The following is a 20,377-nucleotide window of genomic DNA, read 5'->3' on the forward strand; positions in this document are numbered from 1 at the left end:
CGTTACCGGGTGATCAGATCCTCCGGAATCTGCTGATCCTTGGCGAGCGCGTCGAAGAAGCCGGGCGCCTTGGCCTTGTCCCAGAGCAGCACATTGCCCACATCGGTATCGGTGAAGCCGCCGATCGGCACGCTGGTCGTCACCGTGTCACCGCGCATCGCCCAGCCGAGAGCCGCGAGGTTCCAGATGTGGTCACCGTCGTCGACCTTCAGCGAGCCTGCCACGCCCGTCGCCATCGGCCACAGCGCGAACGGATTGGCGAGCGTGCCCATGCTCGTCGCCTTTTTCAGCAGCGCCGACATGAACATGCGCTGATGATTCATCCGGTCCACATCGGCGTTCGGGGTCGCGCGGGTGCGCACGAAACCCAGTGCCTGCGGGCCGCTGAGTTCCTGGCAGCCCGCGGGCAGGTCGAGACCGGCCAGCGGGTCGACGATCGGCTGGTCCAAACACATTTCGATACCGCCGAGCGCGTCGACGACACTGGCGAAACCACCGAAACCGATCTGGGCGTAATGGTCGATGCGCACGCCGGTGGCCACCTCGACGGTCTGTACGAGCAGCGGTGCGCCACCGAGCGCGAAGGAGGCGTTGAGCTTGTCCTTGCCGTGGCCGGGGATGCTCACATACGAGTCGCGCGGCAGGCTGACCATGGTGGTCGGGCCCGACGACGGGATGTGCACCAGCATGATCGTGTCGGTGCGTTCGGGCCCGGTGTCACCGCCGGTGGCCAGTTCGGCTTCCTGGTCCTCGGACAGGTCACCGCGCCCGTCGGAACCGACGAGCAGCCAGTTCGTGCCGGGGGTGTCGCCCACCCGGTCGCTGTAGGAGGCGAGGGCGGGGATGCGGGTCAGCGAGTTGTCCAGGTAGATGACACCGGCGATCATGCCCACGATCAGCGCGACGATCAGCACCGTGAACCAGCGGAACGGGTGGCGCCTGCGGCGGGGACGTGGTGGACGTGGTGCGCGGCCCCCGACCACGGGCGGTGGGGTGCGTCTGCGTGGCGGGACCGCGTCGTGATGGGGGACCGGTCGCTGCGTCGGGGCGTGCTGCACCGGTTCGCGTCTGCGCGGCTTCGTCTCGCGCGGAGCCGGGGGCGCCTGTGCGGGCTGTGGCGCCTGTGAGTAGGCGAGGGGTTGGTTGTCGCGGCCGTCGCGGTGCAGGACCTGGGTGGGTTCGATGTGCGAGGCGGGGCGACGGTCGTGCGGGGTGTGGCGGACGGTCGGGCCGTCGGGTGCCGGGTAGCCGGGTCGGCCCGCCCCGGGCGGGGGCGGCACGGGACGCCGCGCGTCGGGCGCGGGGCCGGGGCGGCCGGGAACGGGCGGGGGTCGCCGGGCGTCGGGCGCGGGTCCGCCCGGGACAGGCGGAGGTCGCCGGGCATCGGGCGGCGGGCCGGGGCGGCCGGTCGGCGGCGGCACCCGGCGCCTGCGTGGATCATCGCGTGGGTTGTCGCCGTTCATCACTGTCGAACTCTACTGATCGTGGGGTGCGCGGGCTGGGTTTGCGTGCGCGGTCACTACTGCATACCCATGGTCGACCCGACCGTTAGCGCGCCGCGCGGTGACACGCCGTCACGGTAGCCAACCGACGCGTCCGCGCAGCACGTTGTAGCCGAGATAGGCGACGGCATCGATGAGGGCGTGCGCCAGGATCAGCGGCCACAACCGGTTCGTCCGCTGCCAGTATCGGCCGAAGACGAGACCCATCACGATATTGCCCAGCCCACCACCGAGGCCCTGATACAGGTGGTAACTGCCGCGAAGCAGCGCCGAGGCCAGCAGCGATTTGTTGTCCGACCAGCCGAGTTTGCGCAGCCTGCTGATGAGGTAGGCGACAACGATCACCTCCTCGGCGACCGAATTCGCACAGGCCGACGCGATGAGCACCGGCAGCCGCCACCAGTGTTCGTCGATCGAGTTCGGCACGATGGTCACGCTCACCCCGAGCGCATGGGCGAGCAGATACAGGCCGAGCCCCGGTACCCCGATCACCGCCGCGAGCACCACACCGGCGATCGCGTCGGTGCGGCCGAACCGCGCCAACCCGACCAGGCGCGGCCCGATTCCGCTGCGCCACAACAGGTAGAGGCCGAGCGCGGCCCACGCCAACAGCCGCGTGATGCCGACGAGTTGGAACAACAGGTCGATGACCGAATTGTTCGAGCGCGACGCGTTCAGCGCGACCGTCCGCCCGCCGACCCCACCCGGTGACAGCGCGGAATCGAGCAGTGAAAGCCCCGCACTGATCCCGCTGAGCCCGAATGTCACCAGCAGTACGACGCCGATCTCGACCCGGATCCCGAACCGCTCGCGTTCGCTCAGCTGGGTCTCGGGAGGTTCCACGCGCATGCCGCGCAGTGTAGGCAGGGAATGTCGTCCTGCTGCCGTTCAGCCTTGATGTCTGGGTGGTTATCTGCGGCGCAAGCCGTTCAGGAAGGGGCAGCCGGCGAGGAGGCGGACGGCCTTGCTGAGCGACTCGACGTCGTCGGCGGGGGCCGAGAAGGGCAGGCGCACATCGTGATCGGCGTCGATGCTCTCTACGCGCAGCGTCATGCCGTAGCGGTCGATCGACAGCGGGTGGACCCGGCCGCCCTGCAGGCGGGCGGGCAGGTGGCGCGCGAGTTGGGCGATGAGGTCGGCGTGGTCCTCGGCCATGTGGGCCAGCCAGGCACCTTCCATCTCGCAGAACGGGTCGGCGGTGGCCGCCCGCAGGTCGGCGTGGTCGACGGATTCGGCGCCGGAGGTGTCGGCGAGCACCGCCGAGTTCACCACCACCCGGAGCAGGGTCGCGCCGTGGCCCACGTCGAGCAGGCCGGGATGCGGGAAGTCCTTGGCGATTTCGAGGGCGAGCGCGCGCTGGGCGTGTGGCGGCACCTGACGCACCCAGCCGCGCAACCACACCAGCGCGCGCACCGGTTCGCGCAGCGGCAGGGGTGCGTGGTCGGTGAGCTCGAGCACCGCGGAGGTCTCGTTGGCGGTGGCGGCGAGGGCGGCGGCGAGCGAGTCGGCGGGTACGGCGATCACCGCGTCACCACAGCGGCGCAGGTGATGCAGGGTGGTCGGCACGGGGTCGATGCCGGGCAGTGCGAGCACCGCGGTCTCCGCGCGCAGACACGCACTGCGCACGCGCTCGGCAGTGGTGGGCGCGAGAATCGTGGTGGGGCTCGACATGTCAACCTCCGCGACGGTGAATAAGGTAACCCTAAGCTAAGTTACGCGGCGGGTTCGCGCAAGAGGTCCGCCGCCGACACGCCGAAAGCGTGCCTCTACCGTGGTCGAATGGCGCACGACGACACCACCTCTCCCGGCGAACCCGTGCTGGTCAGCCTGTCGGCCCCTCGCCGCAGCCTCGTCGCGGGCTTGGTCCGCCCGCTCGGCAGTACTCCCGACGGCACACGCGTCGTCGACGTCGACATCCCCGACCCCGAACTGGCCGCGGCCCTGGTCGAGGCGGCCCACGCCGACAGCGGCTTCGTCGCCCGCACCGAGAGCGGCCCCCGCGCGCTCGCGGTCATCGCGGGCACGGTCGCCGCGCTCTGCGGCGAGGACATCCCCACCGCACTCGCCGCACCCGATCTCCCGTTCCTCGCCGCGCTGAAATCCGCCGCTATCGAGGCGACCCGAACCGTGCTGCTCGCCATCGAAACCGGCGATGAGCAGTCGGTTCGCGCGGCGGTGTCGGTCCTCGAATCCTGACGCGGGGCGCGCGGACCGCCGGTCCAGCTAATCTTTCTGTGTGCCGCGTATCGCGTATTTCGGGCCATCCGGAACCTTCACCGAGATGGCGCTGGTGCAGTTCGAGAAATCGGGGGCGTTCGACGAACCCGTCGAGCGCATCGCCGCGCCCAGTCAGGGTGCGGCACTCGACCTGATCCGCTCCGGTGAGGTGACGGGCGCCGTCGTCCCGATCGAGAGCTCGGTCGAAGGCTCCATCCCCGCCACCCTCGACTCGCTGGCCGTCGGTCCGCGCCTGCAGATCGTCGCCGAGACCGAACTCGAGGTCACCTTCACGATCCTCGCCCGGCCCGGCACCACCCTCGCCGACGTGCGCACCCTCGCGGCCTACCCGGTAGCGGCCGCGCAGGTGCGCGAGTGGGTGGCCAGGAATATGCCCGAGGCGAAGCCGTTCATCTCGGCCTCCAACGCCGCCGCCGCCGAGGACGTGGTCGCGGGCACCGCCGACGCGGCCGTCTCCACCGCCCTCGCCGGTGAACGGCTCGGCCTCGTCGCCCTCGCGCAAGGTGTGGCCGACCACGAGCAGGCCATCACCCGTTTCGTGCTGGTGCGCAGGCCCGGCGTTGCCCCGCAGGCGACCGGTGCCGACCGCACCTCCGTCGTCCTCGAACTGCCCAACGAACCGGGCTCGCTCATGCGGGCGTTCGCCGAATTCGCCACGCGCGGTGTCGATCTCACCCGCATCGAATCGCGGCCCACCCGCACCGGCATGGGCACCTACCGGTTCTACCTCGACTGCGTCGGCCATATCGACGACCCGGCCGTCGCAGAGACCCTGAAGGCGCTGCACCGCACCGCCCGGATCCGTTTCCTCGGTTCGTGGCCCGCCTGTTCGGCGGTCGGCACCCCGCCGCCGTCGGACGAACCCGCCGCGGAGTGGTTGACGCAATTGCGAAAGGGGGCCGCGGACCTATGACAAACCGCGCGAAGCTCATCCTGGTCCGCCACGGCGAGACGGAGGGCAATGTGGCCCGCATCCTCGACACGCAGGTCCCCGGCCTGCCACTCACCGAACGCGGTGTGGCACAGGCGAAAGCATTCGGCGACACGCTGATTCGCCCGCCCCGGGTGCTGGTGGCCTCGGAGGCCCTGCGCGCCCGCCAGACCGCGGGCTACATCGAGGCCGCCACCGGCACCACCGCCCAGGTCCTGCCCGACCTCTACGAAGTGCAGGTCGGCGAACTCCACGGCCGCTCCGACCGCGACTCCCACGAACTGTTCCAGCGGATCTACCGCGGCTGGCATCACGGCGAACTCGACACGCGAACCCCCGGCGGCGAATCCGGCCGTGAGGTGCTCGACCGCATCCTCCCGGTCCTGGCCCAGCTCCGCGCGCAGTACCTGGAGGGCGACGAGGACGGCGACGTGGTCGTCGTGAACCACGGCGCCGCAATGCGTTTGGTCGGCAAGGAACTGGCAGGCGTCGCACCGCCGTTCACCACCAACAACCACCTCGACAACACCGAGACGATCGAACTCCTCCCCACCGAGGACGGCGGCTGGGAATGCCTGCGCTGGGGCCGATTCACCCCACCGTTCACCGTGAAGGCCGACCCAACCCCGGACGACCCGATGGGCTAAGCGCCCTGGACGGTGGCCTTGAATTCCTCTCGGAGCGGGAGGGATTCGATGAGGTCGGCTACCGCTGTGCGGAGGCGGGCGTTGGTTCCGGTGGCGATGGACGACCACTTCACGCCGTCGTCGGCGACGCTGGCGGTGATGATGAAACGTCCTGCGCGCGTGTTGAACACGGCGATGTGGTTGTCCTGCACATCGCGGGTGCCGTCGCCGTAGGCCACGCCGACGATCTCGGCGTAGGAGTGGATCTCGACCAGCGCCGAGGCGAGCGTCTTCGCGTCGGTGGCGGGCTTGCCCACCTCGCTGAGCCGCCCAGCGGTGGCGGCCGCGTCACCGGTGTCGCCGAAGATCGGGGCGAGCTGCTCGGTCGGCGCGTTCATGCCGTACAGCTCGAGCGCCTCGGTGGTGCCGAGAGCTTGCAGCACCGCACCGGGCAGGTCGAGACCCGCGTCGTCGATGACATAGGAGTCCGGCCCGCGCAGGGCGACGACCGCGCGGTCGTCGCCCTGCGCCAGACAGAACCGGTTCACCTGGCCGGCGACCACCCACCGCAGCGCGATGATCCACTGCGGCCGGTAGAGCACCCGCAAGCGCTCGGCGAGTTCGGGTACCACCACGTCGCCGAACAGCAATTCCCGTTCGGTGAGCAGCTTTTCGGCTGCCTCCATGGCCGCGTCGTGCGCGGAAACATGGTCGTAGCGGCCCATGGCGTCGAGCACCACGGGCATCTCGTCGAACTGCAGCTTCTCGAGCAGGAACTGCATCTCGTCGAGCGAGAGCACCACCGCCTCGAGCAGCGATCCGCCGCCGCCCCCGCCGAGCACCGTCACTTGGCCGATCCGGTGAGATCGGCGCCGATCACTCCCTCGGCGACATAGCGGCCATCGGTGAACGCCTCGTCGGAGCGCCCGTAGTCGTTCGCGTCGTGTTCCTCGTCGTCCTCGCCCTTGGCGCGGTTGCCGAGCAGCGGGTTGGCGGCCGGCGCGGTGGTGCGCGCGGGCGCGGTCTCCGAGCGGGCGACAACGGTCTCACCGACCGGCGCGGCCGCGGGAGCGCTCGCCGACGGTGCACCCCAGCCTTCGGGCAGCTTCAGCCCGCTGCCGCCGAGCGACACCCCACCGAGGCTCGCCGACGCGGTGGACATGCCACCCATCGCGGCGGCTCCGGCTCCGGCACCGGCGGCCATCGCGGGCGCGACACCGGCGGCGGCGGGAACGGTCGAGGTGGCTGCCGACAGCGCGGTCGCACCGATATTGCCGACCGTGCCGACACCACCGGACACGACGCTGCCCGCCACGTTCGCGGCCTGGGTGGCCGCGCTGACCACGCCGGGGTTGGACACGAACGCCTGCGCGGCGGCCACGGCGGTCTGCAGCGGATCGCCGCCGCCGAACTCGCCCTGGGCGGCCGAACCGGCGCCGCTGGCGATGGCGGGCGGCATGGCGAACTCACCGGGGGTGGTGACGGTGGCGGTGGTGGCGGCCTCGTAGGTCTCCATCACCAGCGCGGCGCGGATATCCATCGCGTGCCGGGCGACCTCGGCCACCTCGAACGCACCCGACACGACGCCGGGCGGGTTGGCCGACGCCGCGACCGCCGCATTGGTCGCGGCGATCTCGGGCAGGCTCGGCATGGCGATCGAGGCGACCGTGTAGGCGGTGGCGTTGGCGGCAGCCTTGGCGCTCATGGTCGCGGCCATCACGCTCTGCTGCCCGGTCCAGTGCAGGAACGGCGCGAGCCGGCCGAGCACGGCCAGACCGTTGACGCCCTGCAGACCGACGCCCACCTCGGCGATCACACGGGTGACAGTGAAGGCGGCGTCGCCCCAGGCGGCGGCGAGGGTGCCCCACGAGGTTGCCGCGGCCGAGATCGGCACGGCGTGGGCGCCCGCGTTGAGTGTGGTCGAGTTGACTTCGGCCATGCGCGGCAGCCAGAAGACCCCGGTGATCCCTGCGGTCATGCTTGTTTCTCCCCTGAATGAATGATCGTCGGGCGGGTTCGGTTACACCTGGACAGCGTTGATCGTCGCCGCGCGGGCAACGTCCTCGCCGATGTGGGTGACCAGCTGCGAGCGCAGAGTCGCGGCCGCATGGTGCAGCTCGAGAATGCCCTGGGCGATGGCGCCGTCGTGTGTAGCCGCGGCGCGGTTGAAGTGACCCGCCGCCAACAGCGAGACCTCTTCCGCGCCCGAAGGCAGCACATGCGTGGTCGGCCCGGCCAGCGCGGCTGCTGCGGCGAGCCGCTCGGCGAGCAGATCCAGCTCGGCGGCTGCGGCGAGAACGATTTCCGGTGCGACGAGAACGTGTCCAACCATGACCCGACTCCTTCTAGTGGCGACTAACGGGAACCACGAGAATTCCCCCTACGAGTGATAGGACGCGAGAGCGGGTCGTTCGGTTCCATCGATTTCCCCACCCAACTTCGCTAGCCCCATCCCAGCTCATGTAGCCGGTCGTCGTCAATCCCGAAATAGTGTGCTATTTCGTGGATCACGGTGATCGCGACCTCCTCGACCACCTCGTCGTCACTGCTACAGATGTCGAGAATAGCCTCCCGATAGATGGTTACGGTATCGGGAAGCGAACCCGCGTAGTAACTGTCGCGTTCGGTGAGGGCGACGCCGTGGTAGAGACCGAGCAGGGATGGCTCCTCGTCGTTACGTGCCTCCACCAGCACAACGACGTTGTCGATCGCCCCGGTGAGCTCGGGTGGGATCAGGTCGAGCGCGTCGCCGACCAGCTCCTCGAACCGGTCGGGCGACATCCGTTCGGTCATCGCGGTTGTGGCTGCGGCGGCAGCGGTGCGGCGCCCGGGAGCGGTGCCGGTGTGGAGCGGCCGGTGTTGGGCGGCGGAACCGGAGCCTGTCCGTCGATCAGGATTTCCCCGCGCGCCGAACCGACGATCGGCGCGAAACCCTCACGGTCGGCGCCCTTTCCGAGCCAGCAGTCGAGTTGCCTGCTGCCGGCGAGCCAACTGGTCGGTTCCAGATAATCGAAGAACAGCGTGAGCGTCTTGTTGCGGATCGCGTCGGGGCTGCCGAGGTATTCGGTGGACAAACGATTGCATTCGGCCTCGACGAACTTGTCCTGATCGGCCTCCGAGGGCGGTCCACCGGTGAAGTTCTTCCCCAGGTCGACGTTGCCGACGATCTCGACGGCGTGCGGTTGCGCGCAGTCCACCGGGTCGGTCGGGAGGTTCTGGTTGATGCCGAGGCAGGTGCCGACGGCGTGCACCTTCGACTGGTCGCCCTGGGTCACCGAACCGGTCGAGGCCGGACTGGTCGACGTGGCGGCCACCTGCAGCCCGCACCGCAGCGTGCGGTCACCGTGCTGCCAGCCCGCCGGGCTCGGCGACATCACGTTCACCATGTACTTGCCGCGCGGATCGAACCGCCCACCGAGGTAGCGCTGCACCGCGGGCACGCAATGTTCGTCGCGCAGCTCGGTCATCCGCAGCGAGTCCGGGTGCCGGGTGCCGTCGCCGAACTCGCGGCCGGGGTAGGCCTTCAGGTCGACGACACCGGCCACCTCGAACAGGTGCTGGTCGGCGCAGTTCACCTTCAGCAGGTCGCTGCGGTCGGGCTTGCCCCAGGTCAGGCAGTCGCCCTCGTTGGCGCTGCTGAATTCCTTGTCCATGACCACGGGCGCGGCGCCGGGCTGGTGTGCCTCCACCTTGTCGGATTCGAAACCGGTCACCGTCATCGTGACCAGCGCCGCGAGCACCGCGCCGAGCGCGCCGATCAGCAGTCCCCACCGCAGTTTCGTCGCCGACAGATGCAGCGGACCGGCGCCGCGTTCAGCGGTTTTCTCGGCCGGGTCGCTCTGATGATCGGACACGACGGCGATTGTATGGGAGCCGATCGGCGCGGCGGGCGGGCTCAGCCGCGCAGAGCCGTGACGAAGATGCCGGGCAGTCTGCGCAGCTTGCCGTCACCGTAGAAGCCGGTGAGCTTGCGACCGGTGGCCGCGGCGGTCTTGTTGGCGACGAACCACGGCGGTTTCGGGGTGGTGGCGAATTCGCCCGCGAACAGCGAGCGGGGCGCCGGGCGGAACGGTCCGCGCACCACCGTGCGTTCGACGTCGTCGAGCAGGAAGGCGTTGTGGACGACGCCGATGCCGCTCTGGATGTCGTCGATGGTGTGCCCCGGGAAAGCGCCCCAGCTCGCACGTGGCGTCAGGAACGCCAGACCGGTCCACGAGTTGATCGCGACGGTGCCGTAGCGCAGGTTCGCCACGGCCGTGTCGAAGGCGTCGCCGAGTTCGCTGATGGTCGCCGGATGCGCGAGCAGGTTGGCGCCGAGGGTGCCCATCAACTCGTCGTTGGCGAAATCGACCGCCTTGTCGAGGAATTCCGCGCCCGTGCCGGGCAGTTCGACCACGCCGAGGACGGGGGAGAAGTACTCGGTGCGCAGCAGTGGGGTGCCGGTCATCGGCAGGTTCTCGACGAGGACGCGGCCGTTGGCGCGCCCGGCATCGGGGTAGCTGGTCAGCGCGCCCTCGACGCGGGTGTCGCTGCCGGGGTAGTAGGCGGTGCGGACGGGGGCGTTGTCGATGGCGGCGCGCAGTTCGGTGAGGAACTGGTCCTTCTGGTCCCAATCGGCGCTGAGCACGACCGTCTGCGCGGCCACACAGTTGTAGCCGCCGTTGTGCAGGCGCATCGTCGCCACGTGCTCGGCCTGGAACTTCAGGTCGGCCTTGCTCCACTTGCCCGGCACGATGATGCACGGCGCCACGCCGCCGAGTTCGCTGGTGATCGGCTTGGTCAGCGCGGGCTCCCCGGCCTGCTTGCGGCGCTGCGCGTCCTCGCCGACACCCCATACGATCGCGTCGTGGGTCGGCGCGCCGCCGGTCATGTGCACGTGGTCGACCTTCGGATGGTTCACCAGGTAACCGCCCTCGGGCGCGCCGCCGGTGAGGATGCGTACCACGCCGAGCTCGATGAACGGCGCGAACACCGCCTGGAACACCGGCAGCAGCGGATCGGTGATCGGGTTGAGCTTGAGCGCGACCACCCGGTTGTTGGCGTAGAGCTCGTAGAGGGTGTCCAGCGGCGCGATGGACATGATGTTGCCCGCGCCGAGCACCGCGCCGACACCGTTGGTCTGCTTCGGATCACGCTGGGCCAGACCGGCTTTGCGCCGCGCGGTGGCCGCGTCGACACCGGGACGCAACCACACCTCGGCGCTGAACCCGTTGAGCAGCAGCCAGTCGTAGAAGCCGTGTGGCAGCGCGGGCACGCTCACCCGGCCGCCGGGCGCGGTACCGAGGTCGACGCCGTCGATCGGGCTGGCGCCACGCTCGAGCGCCGACAGCGACTCGCTCAGCGCCTTGGCGCCCGCCAGCAGCGTCATCGGGCCCGACATCCACTCCTCACCGAGCAGCGGGCTGTCGGCGTCGAGTTTCTTGATGGTCCTGGCCGCGGCCACCCACGACTCGGCGTCGCGTGCGGTGAGCGCGTGCAGCTCGTCGAGCAGCTCGCGGCGGCGGCGCAGATCGGTCGCGGCCCAGGTTTTCGCCCCCTCGGTGAGATCGTCGAGCGCGGTATCGATGACGGCGGTGTCGAAAGTGGTACTCACCCCGCAACTATGCCCCCGCCCGGGCACGTTGGCATAGGCCGAAATTCTGAGGATCGCGTAAACAACTAGGCTGTTTTCTCATGATCGACCTCCGATTCCTGCGCGAGAACCCGGAAGCCGTCCGTGCCTCGCAGCGGGCCCGCGGTGAGGACCCCGCGCTCGTCGACGCCCTGCTCGAAGCCGACGCGGCCCGCCGCGCCGCCGTCGCCACCGCCGACTCCCTGCGCGCCGAGCACAAGGCCATGGGCAAGGTGATCGGCAAGGCGAGCAAGGAAGAACGTCCCGCGCTGTTGGCCGCAGCCACCGACATGTCGGCGAAGGTCAAAGAGGCCGAGCACGCCCAGAGCGCGGCCGACGCCGATCTCGACGCCGCGCATCGCGCCATCTCCAATGTCGTGCAGGAAGGTGCGCCGGCGGGCGGCGAGGACGACTACGTCGTGCTCGAAACCGTGGGCACCCCACCGCAATTCGACTTCGAGCCGAAGGACCACCTGGAGCTCGGTGAGTCGCTCGGGCTGCTGGACATGGAGCGCGGCGCCAAGGTGTCGGGTTCGCGGTTCTACTTCCTCACCGGGCACGGCGCGCTGCTGCAGCTCGGTTTGCTGCAGCTGGCCGCGCAGCGGGCGGTGGCCAACGGTTTCACCATGATGATCCCGCCGGTGCTCGTCCGGCCGGAGATCATGGCCGGTACCGGCTTCCTGGGTCAGCACTCCGACGAGGTCTACCACCTCGCCGACGACGACCTGTACCTGGTCGGCACCTCGGAGGTGCCACTGGCGGGCTTCCACGCCGACGAGATCCTCGACCTGAGTGCGGGCCCGAAGCGGTACGCGGGCTGGTCGTCGTGCTTCCGTCGCGAGGCCGGTAGCTACGGCAAGGACACCCGCGGCATCATCCGCGTGCACCAGTTCGACAAGGTGGAGATGTTCGTCTACACCACCCCCGACCAGGCCGCCGAAGAGCACCAGCGCCTGCTCGCCTGGGAACGCGAGATGCTCGCCGCGATCGACGTGCCCTACCGGGTGATCGACGTGGCCGCGGGCGACCTCGGCAGCTCGGCCGCGCGCAAGTTCGACTGCGAGGCGTGGGTGCCCACCCAGCAGACCTACCGCGAGCTCACCTCCACCTCCAACTGCACGACCTTCCAGGCGCGCAGGCTCTCGGTTCGCTACCGCGACGAGAACGGAAAGGCCCAGATCGCGGCGACCTTGAACGGCACGCTCGCGACCACCCGCTGGATCGTGGCGATCCTCGAGAACCACCAGCAGGCCGACGGTTCGGTCCGGGTGCCCGAGGCGCTGGTGCCGTTCGTCGGCACCGACGTTTTGACACCGTAGAGCTTTCCACTGTTTGCTGGTCAGGCATTTGTGTGATGTGGCAAACATCGGAACCGAACAACATCTAGGCTGGTGCTCGTGCGAGGAATCGGGGCGCGCGGCGATACCCGAACCCGGGTGCGGGCGGCATCGGCGTTGGCGACGGCAAAAGTCATGGCCAGGACAACGGGGGCGTTCTACGTTCTCGGCGGTGTCCTCGGCCTGACCATCACTGCCGTCGCGCCGGGCAACGACGGCAACAGGCTGCTGGTCGGCACCGCCGCCGCGGTCGCGCTGCTGCTCGGTCTGACGCTGCTGGCCTGGGGCCCGCGCATGCCGCACGCGCTGCACCACCTCTACCTGGCGACCGCGACCGTGCTGGTCACCATCGCGGTGCATTCGTTCCCGAACCTCGTCGGCGGAATCACGCTCGCGTCGTTCTATGTCTTCATCGCCTGCGACGCGGCACTGTTCTTCGCCTGGCCACAGGCCGCCGCGCACATCGGTCTCGCGATGGTGCTGTGCCTGTGGGTGCTGCCCGATCGCGGGCTGCCGTGGTGGTCGGGCCTTATCCCGGCCGGAGTCACCTTCGGAGCCGGGGTGGTGGTCGGCATCCTCACCCGTATGGCGTCCGACGCCGATATCGACGTACTCACCGGCCTGCTCAACCGGCGCGGCTTCGAAAAGCAGCTCAACCCGGCGATCGACGCGGCCGGACGCGGCGGGCAGGGCCTGTCGCTGGTGCTGGTCGACCTCGACCGTTTCCAGAAGATCAACGACCATCTCGGTCACCGCGCCGGCGACGCCGTTCTGCAGCGCGTGGCCGACACCTGGCTCGACCTGCTCGCCCCCGACCAGGTACTCGCCCGCTTCGGCGGCGATGTATTCGCGCTGCTTCTGCCCGGCACCACCGAGCAGGCCGCGATCCTGCTCACCGAACAGCTGCGTGCGGCGGTGACCATGGGCTGTTCGGCCGGTGTCACCTCGTGGCAGCCCGGCGAGTCGGGCTCGTTGCTGATCAGCCGTGCCGATGTGGGTCTGTACCGGGCCAAGCAGGCCGGACGCAACCGCACGGTGCTCGAATCGTCGCGGCAGTTGCCGCTCGCGGTCGAGCTGCGCGAGGCCATCGACAGCGGCGCCCTCGACGTGCACTACCAGCCGATCGTCAGCCTCACCGAGGACGGCGGTCAGGCCGTCGGTGTCGAAGCGTTGCTGCGCTGGTCGTCCAACGCGCAGCCCGAGGTCACCACCGAGGGCCTCATCCGGGTCGCCGAGGAATACGACCTCATCTCCGACCTGGACGAACTGGTGTTGCGCCGCGCCTGCGCCGACGCCGCCCGCCTGCAGGAGAGCTTCGCCTCCCTGAACCTGACCCTGAACGTGAACGTCTCCGGCCTGGAACTGGCCGAGACCGACTACGCCGAGCGGGTCGCCACCATCCTCAACGACACCGGTTGGCCCGCCGACCAGCTCGTGCTCGAGGTGACCGAAAGCGAACTGGCCGCCGAATCCCAGACGGCCATCGCCAACCTGCACACCCTGCGCGACCGAGGCGTGCGCATCGCCATCGACGACTTCGGCACCGGCTACTCCTCACTGAGCCGCCTGGCGACCATCCCCAGCGACATCCTGAAGGTCGACCAGTCCTTCGTCGCCGCCATCCGCTCCGATTCCCCCGCCCCACCCCTGCTCGGCGTCATCGCCGCCCTCAGCAAGTCCCTCGACCTGCAGGTCATCGCCGAGGGCGTGGAAACCGAATACCAGGCCGCCGTCCTCACCGAACTCGGCTTCGCCCTGGCCCAGGGCTACCACTACAGCGACTCCCACCCGGTCTCCGACCTCATCAACGACCTCAACGCCCCCCACTCCGACGACGACGATTCCCTCGCCGCCAACGGCTGGATCCCCCTCGGCTGATCTGTACAGAATTCCTGTACAGTGATTTCATGAGGCAGATCAGCTACACCGAAGCCCGCGCGACATTGGCGAGTGTGCTGGACGCCGCCACCGATGACCTCGAAGAGGTCGTTGTCACACGCGCGGGGCACGACGCGGCCGTCGTCGTTTCGCTACGGGAGTACGAGGCGCTCAAGGAAACCGCGCATCTACTAGGCACTCCCGCTAATGCACGGCACCTGCAACGCGGGCTGGAGGAGTTCGCGGCGGGTGGCTTCGCTCCGCAGGCGCGCCTCGATGTTCCCGATGGTGATGCAACCGGTGACTCGGCCGGTGTCGCGTGAAGCTGGAGTTCTTCTCCGAAGCCTGGGCGGACTATGTCTGGACAGTCGCCAATGACCGTGCTGCCGCTCGCAAGATCAACCGCCTGCTGGACGACATCGCGACCAATGGTCAAGCCGATGGGATCGGCAAGCCGGAGCCACTGCTGCACAGTCTTTCGGGCTGGTGGTCGCGCCGGATCACGCAGGAACATCGGTTGGTCTATCGGGTCGACGGCGGTGTGATCCGGATCTTGTCGTGCCGTCATCACTACGAATAACTGCTTGACGGGTGGTTGGCGGTGGCGAACGATGGACGCATGCGGATGCTCATCTACGGCTGTTGACCTTTCTCGCTGTGTAGGCGCCTGGCGGCGGCGGTGAGTCGTGCGCCGGGCAGTGTGCGTGGGCTCGGGGTTCGCGCGGTGCTGTTCAAGGGCTCGCGGGATCTGCTGCCCATCTACGCGCTCTACGGTGTGCTTTTCGCTGATCACGGGCTCGGGACCGCGCAGATCTCGTTGCTGCTCGCGCTGTGGTCGGTGACGGCGTTCCTGCTCGAGGTGCCCTCCGGGGCGTGGGCGGACACGGTGTCGCGGCGGGGTCTGCTCGTGTTCAGCGCGGTGCTGCAGGCAGCCGGGTTCACGATCTGGATGGTCGCTCCCTCGTTCGCCGGGTTCGCGGTGGGGTTCGTCGTGTGGGGGATCGCCGGTGCGCTGGAATCGGGCACGTTCGAGGCGTTGATCTACGACGACCTGGTGGCGCGAGGGGAAACCGCCCAGTACGCGCGCATCATGGGCTGGGCGCGGGCCGCGCAGGAGACGACCGTTCTCATCGCGATCGTCGCGGCCGCACCGCTTTTCGCGTGGGGTGGGTACGGCCTGGTCGGCTGGGTGAGCGTCGGCGTCGGTGTGGTTCACACCGTCACCGCGCTGGCACTGCCCCGTGCGCCGGTGGCCATTTCGGCCACGGAAGTGGATGCGCTGGAAGACGACCCGACGCCGCCTCCCGGAGTCACCGCACCTCCGGGCGTTGTCGAGGCGGATCGACCGGCACGCGAGCGCTATGTGGCGATGCTCCGGACCGGGATCGCCGAGTCGATGCATGTGCGGCGAGTGCGTCGCGGTGTGCTGCTCGGCGCACTTCTCTACGGCGTCACCGCTTTCGACGAATACTTCGGCCTGCTCGCTGTTTCCGGCGGTGCCTCGCCCGCCACCTCCGCCTTGCTCGTCGGCGTGACCGTCGCGGGTTCGCTGGCCGGTTCGCTGTTGGCGGGTCGCACCGAGTCCGCGCCCGCACGGCTGGTCGGAGTCGCGCTGTTCGTCGCGGGGCTCCTGTTCATCGCCGGTGCGTTGGCTGTCGGCGCCGGACTGCTGTGGATCGGATTCCTCGGGATCGCCGTGGCGTACGGGATCGACTTCAATGCCGAGGTCGTCGCCGGCGCGCGCCTGCAGGATGCGATCGAAGGGCGCGCCCGGGCAACGGTCACCTCGGTGGTCGGCTTGCTGTCGGAGGTGGTGGCGTTGGCGGTCTTCGGTGTGGTTGCCGCTGCTACACAGTGGGTTTCGATGTCTGTGGCGATCGCCGGGTTGGGAGTGGTGTTGTTGGCAGCCGGGCTGGTCGCACCGAGTTGGTTGCCGGGACGGAAATGATCGTTGGCAACCCGGCCGAGTACGGATCGCCACCGAGCCGCCGTCGGTTCGCGCATCGGTAGTGTCGAAAGCTACGACGGCGGAAAGGGCGGAGTGGTCGGACGCAACGGTCTCGGAGCGATCTTCGGGTTCTGCATCGGCGGCGGTGTCGCGGTGCAGGGACGGATCAACGGGGCACTCGGAGCGGAACTCGGCGACGGTGTCGCAGCCGCCACGATCAGTTTCGGAATCGGCCTGCTGGCTCTGCTGATCGCCTTCGCGGTCAGCCCGACCCTGCGATCGGGCCTCGGCTCGGTCCGCACCGCCACGACTGACGGCAGCCTGCGCCCCTGGTACCTCCTGGGCGGTGTGTGCGGTGCGTTCTTCGTCGCGAGCCAGGGCCTCACCATCGCCGCCATCGGCGTCACCGCCTTCACCGTCGCCGTCGTCGCAGGCCAACTCCTCAGCAGCCTCGTCGTCGACCGGGTAGGTCTCGCACCGAACGGCCGGACACCGATCACCTGGTGGCGGGTGCTGGCCGCCGGCCTCGGCATCATCGGTGTCGTCCTCGCGGCGAGCGGCCGCGACGCCCCCGCCCTCGCCGACACCGGTGTCCCCGACTACCTGCTCATCGCCCTACCTGCCCTCGCCGGCATCGGCCTGGCCTGGCAGCAGGCGGTCAACGGCCGCGTCGGCGCAGTCGGCGGCCCCTTCCCCGCCACCCTCGTCAACTTCACCGTCGGCCTGATCGCCCTCTGCCTCTTCGACATCTTCACCCTCCTCACCAAGGGCCTCCCCACCCAATTCCCCACCACCCCCTGGCTCTACCTAGGCGGCCTGATCGGCGTAGCCTTCATCGCCCTGGCCGCGATCACCGTCAGCATGATCGGCGTCCTCCTCCTCGGCCTCACCTCGGTAGCAGGCCAACTCGTCGCCGCCCTCCTCCTCGACACCGCCGACGGCCGCCTGGCGCCGATCGCAGTCCTGAGCTGCGCGATCGTCCTGATCGCGGTGATCATCGCGAGCCGCGCCGCATCGTCACCGCCGGAGAATGCGCGCAGCTGACACCACGGCCCGCCAAGGGGCTGTCGCACGCGGGTCATCGACACCCGGCGGAACTTCGTGGCCCGGCGAGCACGTCGCTGACACATCGGTGAAATGTTAGGTTGCTGGCGAGCGAGCGCGCCGACGGACGATGGCGCGCTCACCCGCGTCGGCGGGTCCGAGCTGGGGGAGTGCAGTGATCGAGCCGTTGTCGCCGACCGAATCACCGGTGATCGGTCGTTATCGGGTGCAGGGTGTGCTCGGGTCGGGCGGGATGGGTCGGGTGGTCCTGGCGACCGGTCCGGACGGCCGATTCGTCGCCATCAAACAGATCCACGCCCATCTGCTCGACGACCGCGAGTTCCGCGCCCGCTTCGAGCGCGAGGTCGCCATCTCGGCCCGGGTGTCGGGGGCGTTCACCGCCGCGGTGGTCGACTTCGACACCAAGGCCGAACCACCTTGGCTCGCTTCGCTGTTCATCCCCGGTGTGCCGTTGGACAAGGCGGTCCGCGAACTGGGACCGCTGCCGGTTCCGGCGATGCGCACGCTCGCCTCCGGCTTGGCCTCGGCACTGCACTCCATCCACAGCACCGGCCTGGTACACCGGGACCTCAAGCCCGCCAACGTCATTCTCGCCACCGACGGACCGCGCGTGATCGACTTCGGAATCGCCCAGGCCACCGGAACAGGGGCGCCGCTCACCGAGGTCGGCGCGGTGGTCGGCTCACCCGCCTATATGTCGCCAGAGCAGGCGATGAGCGAACCGGTGACGTCGGCGAGCGACGTCTTCTCCCTCGGCTCGATGCTGTGCATGGCCGCCACCGGCAAGAGCCCTTTCGCGGCCAACTCGGCGCCGTACACGCTGTTCAATATCGTGCACAGCGAACCGCAACTCGAGAATGTGCCGGTCGAGCTTCGTGAGCTGATCGCCGGTTGCCTGCGCAAGGACCCGAAGACCCGGCCGACCCCCGCCCAGATCCTGGACTACCTAGGCGTCCTGCCGGTCCAGGCGCAGCCGTGGCCCGCTCCGGTCCACGCCCAGATCGCCGAACAGACACGGAATCTCGTCGCCCTCACCTCGGATCCCGAGGCAACACAGATCATCCCGGCCCACACGCCGATCGCCGCGCCACCTCCAGCGCCCTCGCGTAGACGCCGCCCGGTCCTACTCGGCGGGATAGCCGCAGCCGCTGCTGTTCTGATCGCGGCCATCACCTTTGTCGTCCTGCGCCCCGGCGACGAACCCGCACCGACACCGACCACGGTCGCCGCCCCGACGAAAACCCTGCCGGCCCTGGATGGTCTACGTGGGGTAGACACCTGCGCGTGGGTGATCCAGGCTCTCGGCGCAACGCTCCCCGAAGGAGCCGCCGACAAGGCAGCGACAACGGTCGCCGACTGGCGTTGGCTCCCGACCGCGAGCTGGGGTTGCGACGGCAGCTCGGGTGGCGCACGCCTGGCCGTCGAAATCGGCGCGGCGCTGGAAGGTTTCGGCGCAACCAGCAAGGTCGCCAACGGGTACGGGGTCGCGCAACGCGGCGAGGACTGCGCCTTCGGCATCGAAGGCGGCGCCGATGGACAACGCTGGGGCATCGTGGTCGACACCTTCACCCGCACCGACTGCGCCCTCGCCGACCACGCCGTCGACCGGCTCGCCGCCGCGATCGGCGCCCTGTCCGCCGAGCCGGCCGCGGCACAGTCGCTGTCGTCGGTGGATCCCTGTGCGCTGCTGGACGATCCGACGCTCGGCCGGGCGACCGCCAAATCCGCGCACGTCTGTGAATGGGTGCGCGACAACAACACCATCCGGATCACGACGTCGCAACCGCGGCAGCGAGTACTGACCGGCAAGGCAGTCGACCTGGGTGACGGAGTGATCGTCGAGGAAGACAGCATCAGCGGGGTCGGCGAGCACCGCTGCCAGCGGGTGTACCTGTTCCGCAAGATCGGCGAGACCTACCGCGAGGACGTCGAAGTGCTGGTCAGCAATCCTGCCGAGAGCGGTGACGAACTGTGCGCGGTGGCAGATCCGCTGATGAAGCAGGCGGTCGGCAGGCTGCCTGCGCGGTAGCGGCGGCAAACGCGGGGGTGATAGCTTCACGGCAGAGTTTCGAAGGGGGATGGGCGTGCGCTATCGCTGGGGTGCGGCGCTGTTGTCGCTGTGTCTGCTCACCGCCGCATGCGGTGACCAGGCACCCGACCACGGCGAATACGCGCTGGTCGCGCAACCGGGCGACTACGACGACGGCCCGAACCGGATGCGTGGCACCCTGGTCGAATCGCTGCGCCTCGGCGAGCGGGTGATCTTCGCCGACCGCATCGACCCCGAGCTGACCGCGGGCAACGGCGGCGGCCCGCTCGTCGGTGTGCGCGGCGTCGACGATCTGCTCTCGGGCGTGCAGCGCACCGCTCTCGACCCGTTCGACGTGCTCGCCGGGTTCGGCGTGATCGGTGGCAACGGTCTCAACGACAACGAACTGAAGAACAAATTCCTGTCCATCACCCTGCTGTCGCTGCCGGACGAAGCCCAGGCCACCGCGGCCGCGCAGGCGATGGCCGCGGCAGATTTCGGTGCGACTCCCGAGAACGTGCCCATCGTTCTCACCGAATACCCTGCGGCGCTCGCACATTGGCGACCCGGTGTACCGACGGTCGGTAGCTGGCTGGTGTGGAAGAACCAGGTGATCCGGCTCTACGCGAAGATCGTCGACCCGAATCCCGAGCAGCTGGCCGACCTGCTCACCCGCACCTATCGTGCCCAGCTGGCCGAACTCGAAACCTTCACGCCCACACCGGCAGCTGATCTTTCCAACCTGAAGCTCGACCCGGACAAGCTGCTCCCGCGGATCGTGAAAACCGACGACTACTGGCCCGACCGCTGGGATTTCCTCGTGACCGGCCCACGTGCGTTCGCCCTGCGGAACAACGAACCCCGCACGCGAATGCGCGAACTCGAAGCCAACAAGGTCGACACGATCGCGGTGGCGCACAACAAGTTCCTGTATCGCACCGCGGACAGCGCATCCGCCGAAAGCTACGCCGAGGTCGAGAAACAGCAGATGCTCACCCGATACCGCGAAACCTCGGGGGTGGCAGGTCTGCCGGGTATCTCCTGCTACAGCGCGCTTCGGCCCGACCCCGCATCGGTCCCCGCGCGTCGGTTCGCGTGCCTGGTGCGGCACGGCGAATTCGTCGTCCGTATCAACGGCAATCAGGAAGTCGAGACCCGGCGCCAAGCCGTGGCCCAATACGCACTGCTCGGTGGTTCGTGGTGAGTGAAGCG

General features: G+C 69.1%; 20 protein-coding genes. 11 read left to right on the plus strand and 9 right to left on the minus strand.

Features of this window, described 5'->3' with window-relative positions; genetic code table 11:
* Positions 1 to 2 precede the first annotated feature (2 nt).
* The 3 genes from NCO8_RS28220 to NCO8_RS28230 all read right to left on the minus strand — a co-directional run bounded on the left by NCO8_RS28220 (position 3) and on the right by NCO8_RS28230 (position 3,173).
* A complete protein-coding gene (locus NCO8_RS28220; protein WP_245655535.1) occupies positions 3 to 1,463 on the minus strand; it encodes an LCP family protein in 1,461 nt (486 codons plus the stop codon).
* 111 nt (positions 1,464 to 1,574) lie between these two features.
* Positions 1,575 to 2,351 (minus strand): CPBP family intramembrane glutamic endopeptidase, encoded by a 777-nt coding sequence (locus NCO8_RS28225; protein ID WP_067644154.1) that lies wholly within the window; start codon positions 2,349 to 2,351, stop codon positions 1,575 to 1,577.
* A 60-nt stretch (positions 2,352 to 2,411) separates the two neighbouring features.
* A complete protein-coding gene (locus NCO8_RS28230; protein ID WP_067644157.1) occupies positions 2,412 to 3,173 on the minus strand; it encodes a DUF2470 domain-containing protein in 762 nt (253 codons plus the stop codon).
* Between the two features lie 108 nt (positions 3,174 to 3,281).
* Here NCO8_RS28230 and NCO8_RS28235 point away from each other — a divergent pair, with 108 nt between their 5' ends.
* From NCO8_RS28235 to NCO8_RS28245, 3 genes are read left to right on the plus strand one after another with little or no spacing between them, the layout of a single operon-like run.
* Positions 3,282 to 3,698 carry a hypothetical protein gene (locus NCO8_RS28235; RefSeq protein WP_067644160.1) on the plus strand — a complete coding sequence of 139 codons (417 nt, stop codon included), beginning with the start codon at positions 3,282 to 3,284 and terminating at the stop codon, positions 3,696 to 3,698.
* A gap of 40 nt (positions 3,699 to 3,738) precedes the next feature.
* Positions 3,739 to 4,653: a prephenate dehydratase gene (gene pheA / locus NCO8_RS28240; RefSeq protein ID WP_067644163.1), complete on the plus strand. Its 915-nt coding sequence runs from the start codon at positions 3,739 to 3,741 to the stop codon at positions 4,651 to 4,653.
* Positions 4,650 to 5,318: a histidine phosphatase family protein gene (locus NCO8_RS28245; RefSeq protein WP_067644166.1), complete on the plus strand. Its 669-nt coding sequence runs from the start codon at positions 4,650 to 4,652 to the stop codon at positions 5,316 to 5,318. Before pheA ends, NCO8_RS28245 begins: the two co-directional genes overlap by 4 nt.
* Here the strand turns inward: NCO8_RS28245 and NCO8_RS28250 are convergent.
* The 6 genes from NCO8_RS28250 to NCO8_RS28275 all read right to left on the minus strand — a co-directional run bounded on the left by NCO8_RS28250 (position 5,315) and on the right by NCO8_RS28275 (position 10,890).
* Positions 5,315 to 6,145 carry an ESX secretion-associated protein EspG gene (locus NCO8_RS28250; protein ID WP_067644169.1) on the minus strand — a complete coding sequence of 277 codons (831 nt, stop codon included), beginning with the start codon at positions 6,143 to 6,145 and terminating at the stop codon, positions 5,315 to 5,317. The genes NCO8_RS28245 and NCO8_RS28250 overlap by 4 nt on opposite strands.
* The gene (locus NCO8_RS28255; protein WP_067644172.1) at positions 6,142 to 7,275 is read right to left on the minus strand and encodes a PPE domain-containing protein; all 1,134 of its coding nucleotides are present in this window, start codon (positions 7,273 to 7,275) and stop codon (positions 6,142 to 6,144) included. The genes NCO8_RS28250 and NCO8_RS28255 overlap by 4 nt, the downstream gene beginning before the upstream one ends.
* A gap of 42 nt (positions 7,276 to 7,317) precedes the next feature.
* Positions 7,318 to 7,629, minus strand: a complete 312-nt coding sequence (locus NCO8_RS28260; RefSeq protein ID WP_067644176.1) for a PE family protein — start codon at positions 7,627 to 7,629, stop codon at positions 7,318 to 7,320.
* 110 nt (positions 7,630 to 7,739) lie between these two features.
* On the minus strand, positions 7,740 to 8,090 hold the full coding sequence (locus NCO8_RS28265; RefSeq protein ID WP_067495311.1) for a metallopeptidase family protein: 351 nt from the start codon (positions 8,088 to 8,090) through the stop codon (positions 7,740 to 7,742).
* Positions 8,087 to 9,151 (minus strand): septum formation family protein, encoded by a 1,065-nt coding sequence (locus NCO8_RS28270; protein ID WP_067644179.1) that lies wholly within the window; start codon positions 9,149 to 9,151, stop codon positions 8,087 to 8,089. The genes NCO8_RS28265 and NCO8_RS28270 overlap by 4 nt, the downstream gene beginning before the upstream one ends.
* 41 nt (positions 9,152 to 9,192) lie before the next feature.
* Positions 9,193 to 10,890, minus strand: coding sequence for an aldehyde dehydrogenase family protein (locus tag NCO8_RS28275; protein ID WP_067644182.1), 1,698 nt, complete (start codon positions 10,888 to 10,890; stop codon positions 9,193 to 9,195).
* Between the two features lie 80 nt (positions 10,891 to 10,970).
* On the opposite strand from NCO8_RS28275, the gene serS reads away from it, so the two are divergent.
* The 8 genes from serS (at position 10,971) to NCO8_RS28315 (ending at position 20,369) form a co-directional block, all read left to right on the plus strand.
* Positions 10,971 to 12,227, plus strand: coding sequence for a serine--tRNA ligase (gene serS / locus NCO8_RS28280; protein WP_067644185.1), 1,257 nt, complete (start codon positions 10,971 to 10,973; stop codon positions 12,225 to 12,227).
* 78 nt (positions 12,228 to 12,305) lie between these two features.
* On the plus strand, positions 12,306 to 14,123 hold the full coding sequence (locus tag NCO8_RS28285; protein ID WP_245655536.1) for a putative bifunctional diguanylate cyclase/phosphodiesterase: 1,818 nt from the start codon (positions 12,306 to 12,308) through the stop codon (positions 14,121 to 14,123).
* A gap of 29 nt (positions 14,124 to 14,152) precedes the next feature.
* Positions 14,153 to 14,446, plus strand: a complete 294-nt coding sequence (locus NCO8_RS28290) for a type II toxin-antitoxin system Phd/YefM family antitoxin (protein WP_067495328.1) — start codon at positions 14,153 to 14,155, stop codon at positions 14,444 to 14,446.
* The gene (locus NCO8_RS28295) at positions 14,443 to 14,703 is read left to right on the plus strand and encodes a Txe/YoeB family addiction module toxin (protein WP_067495331.1); all 261 of its coding nucleotides are present in this window, start codon (positions 14,443 to 14,445) and stop codon (positions 14,701 to 14,703) included. The genes NCO8_RS28290 and NCO8_RS28295 overlap by 4 nt, the downstream gene beginning before the upstream one ends.
* Before the next feature lie 99 nt (positions 14,704 to 14,802).
* Positions 14,803 to 16,071, plus strand: a complete 1,269-nt coding sequence (locus NCO8_RS28300) for an MFS transporter (protein ID WP_245655537.1) — start codon at positions 14,803 to 14,805, stop codon at positions 16,069 to 16,071.
* Positions 16,072 to 16,074: 3 nt separating this feature from the next.
* The gene (locus NCO8_RS28305; protein ID WP_210740952.1) at positions 16,075 to 17,115 is read left to right on the plus strand and encodes a DMT family transporter; all 1,041 of its coding nucleotides are present in this window, start codon (positions 16,075 to 16,077) and stop codon (positions 17,113 to 17,115) included.
* Positions 17,116 to 17,290: 175 nt separating this feature from the next.
* Positions 17,291 to 19,165 (plus strand): serine/threonine-protein kinase, encoded by a 1,875-nt coding sequence (locus NCO8_RS28310; RefSeq protein ID WP_067644195.1) that lies wholly within the window; start codon positions 17,291 to 17,293, stop codon positions 19,163 to 19,165.
* Positions 19,166 to 19,220: 55 nt separating this feature from the next.
* On the plus strand, positions 19,221 to 20,369 hold the full coding sequence (locus NCO8_RS28315; protein WP_157105155.1) for a DUF7373 family lipoprotein: 1,149 nt from the start codon (positions 19,221 to 19,223) through the stop codon (positions 20,367 to 20,369).
* The last annotated feature ends 8 nt before the right edge of the window (positions 20,370 to 20,377 follow it).

Source organism: Nocardia coubleae NBRC 108252 (genome assembly GCF_001612805.1).
In the GTDB taxonomy this organism is placed as follows: Bacteria; Actinomycetota; Actinomycetes; order Mycobacteriales; family Mycobacteriaceae; genus Nocardia; species Nocardia coubleae.

What these genes read in the sequence shown, in the direction of transcription:
- serS (WP_067644185.1), top strand. Translation starts at nt 10,971, where the DNA reads ATGATCGACCTCCGATTCCTGCGCGAGAACCCGGAAGCCGTCCGTGCC.
- NCO8_RS28260 (WP_067644176.1), bottom strand. Translation starts at nt 7,629, where the DNA reads ATGGTTGGACACGTTCTCGTCGCACCGGAAATCGTTCTCGCCGCAGCC.
- NCO8_RS28245 (WP_067644166.1), top strand. Translation starts at nt 4,650, where the DNA reads ATGACAAACCGCGCGAAGCTCATCCTGGTCCGCCACGGCGAGACGGAG.
- NCO8_RS28235 (WP_067644160.1), top strand. Translation starts at nt 3,282, where the DNA reads ATGGCGCACGACGACACCACCTCTCCCGGCGAACCCGTGCTGGTCAGC.
- NCO8_RS28255 (WP_067644172.1), bottom strand. Translation starts at nt 7,275, where the DNA reads ATGACCGCAGGGATCACCGGGGTCTTCTGGCTGCCGCGCATGGCCGAA.
- NCO8_RS28225 (WP_067644154.1), bottom strand. Translation starts at nt 2,351, where the DNA reads ATGCGCGTGGAACCTCCCGAGACCCAGCTGAGCGAACGCGAGCGGTTC.
- NCO8_RS28265 (WP_067495311.1), bottom strand. Translation starts at nt 8,090, where the DNA reads ATGACCGAACGGATGTCGCCCGACCGGTTCGAGGAGCTGGTCGGCGAC.
- NCO8_RS28230 (WP_067644157.1), bottom strand. Translation starts at nt 3,173, where the DNA reads ATGTCGAGCCCCACCACGATTCTCGCGCCCACCACTGCCGAGCGCGTG.
- NCO8_RS28220 (WP_245655535.1), bottom strand. Translation starts at nt 1,463, where the DNA reads ATGAACGGCGACAACCCACGCGATGATCCACGCAGGCGCCGGGTGCCG.
- NCO8_RS28290 (WP_067495328.1), top strand. Translation starts at nt 14,153, where the DNA reads ATGAGGCAGATCAGCTACACCGAAGCCCGCGCGACATTGGCGAGTGTG.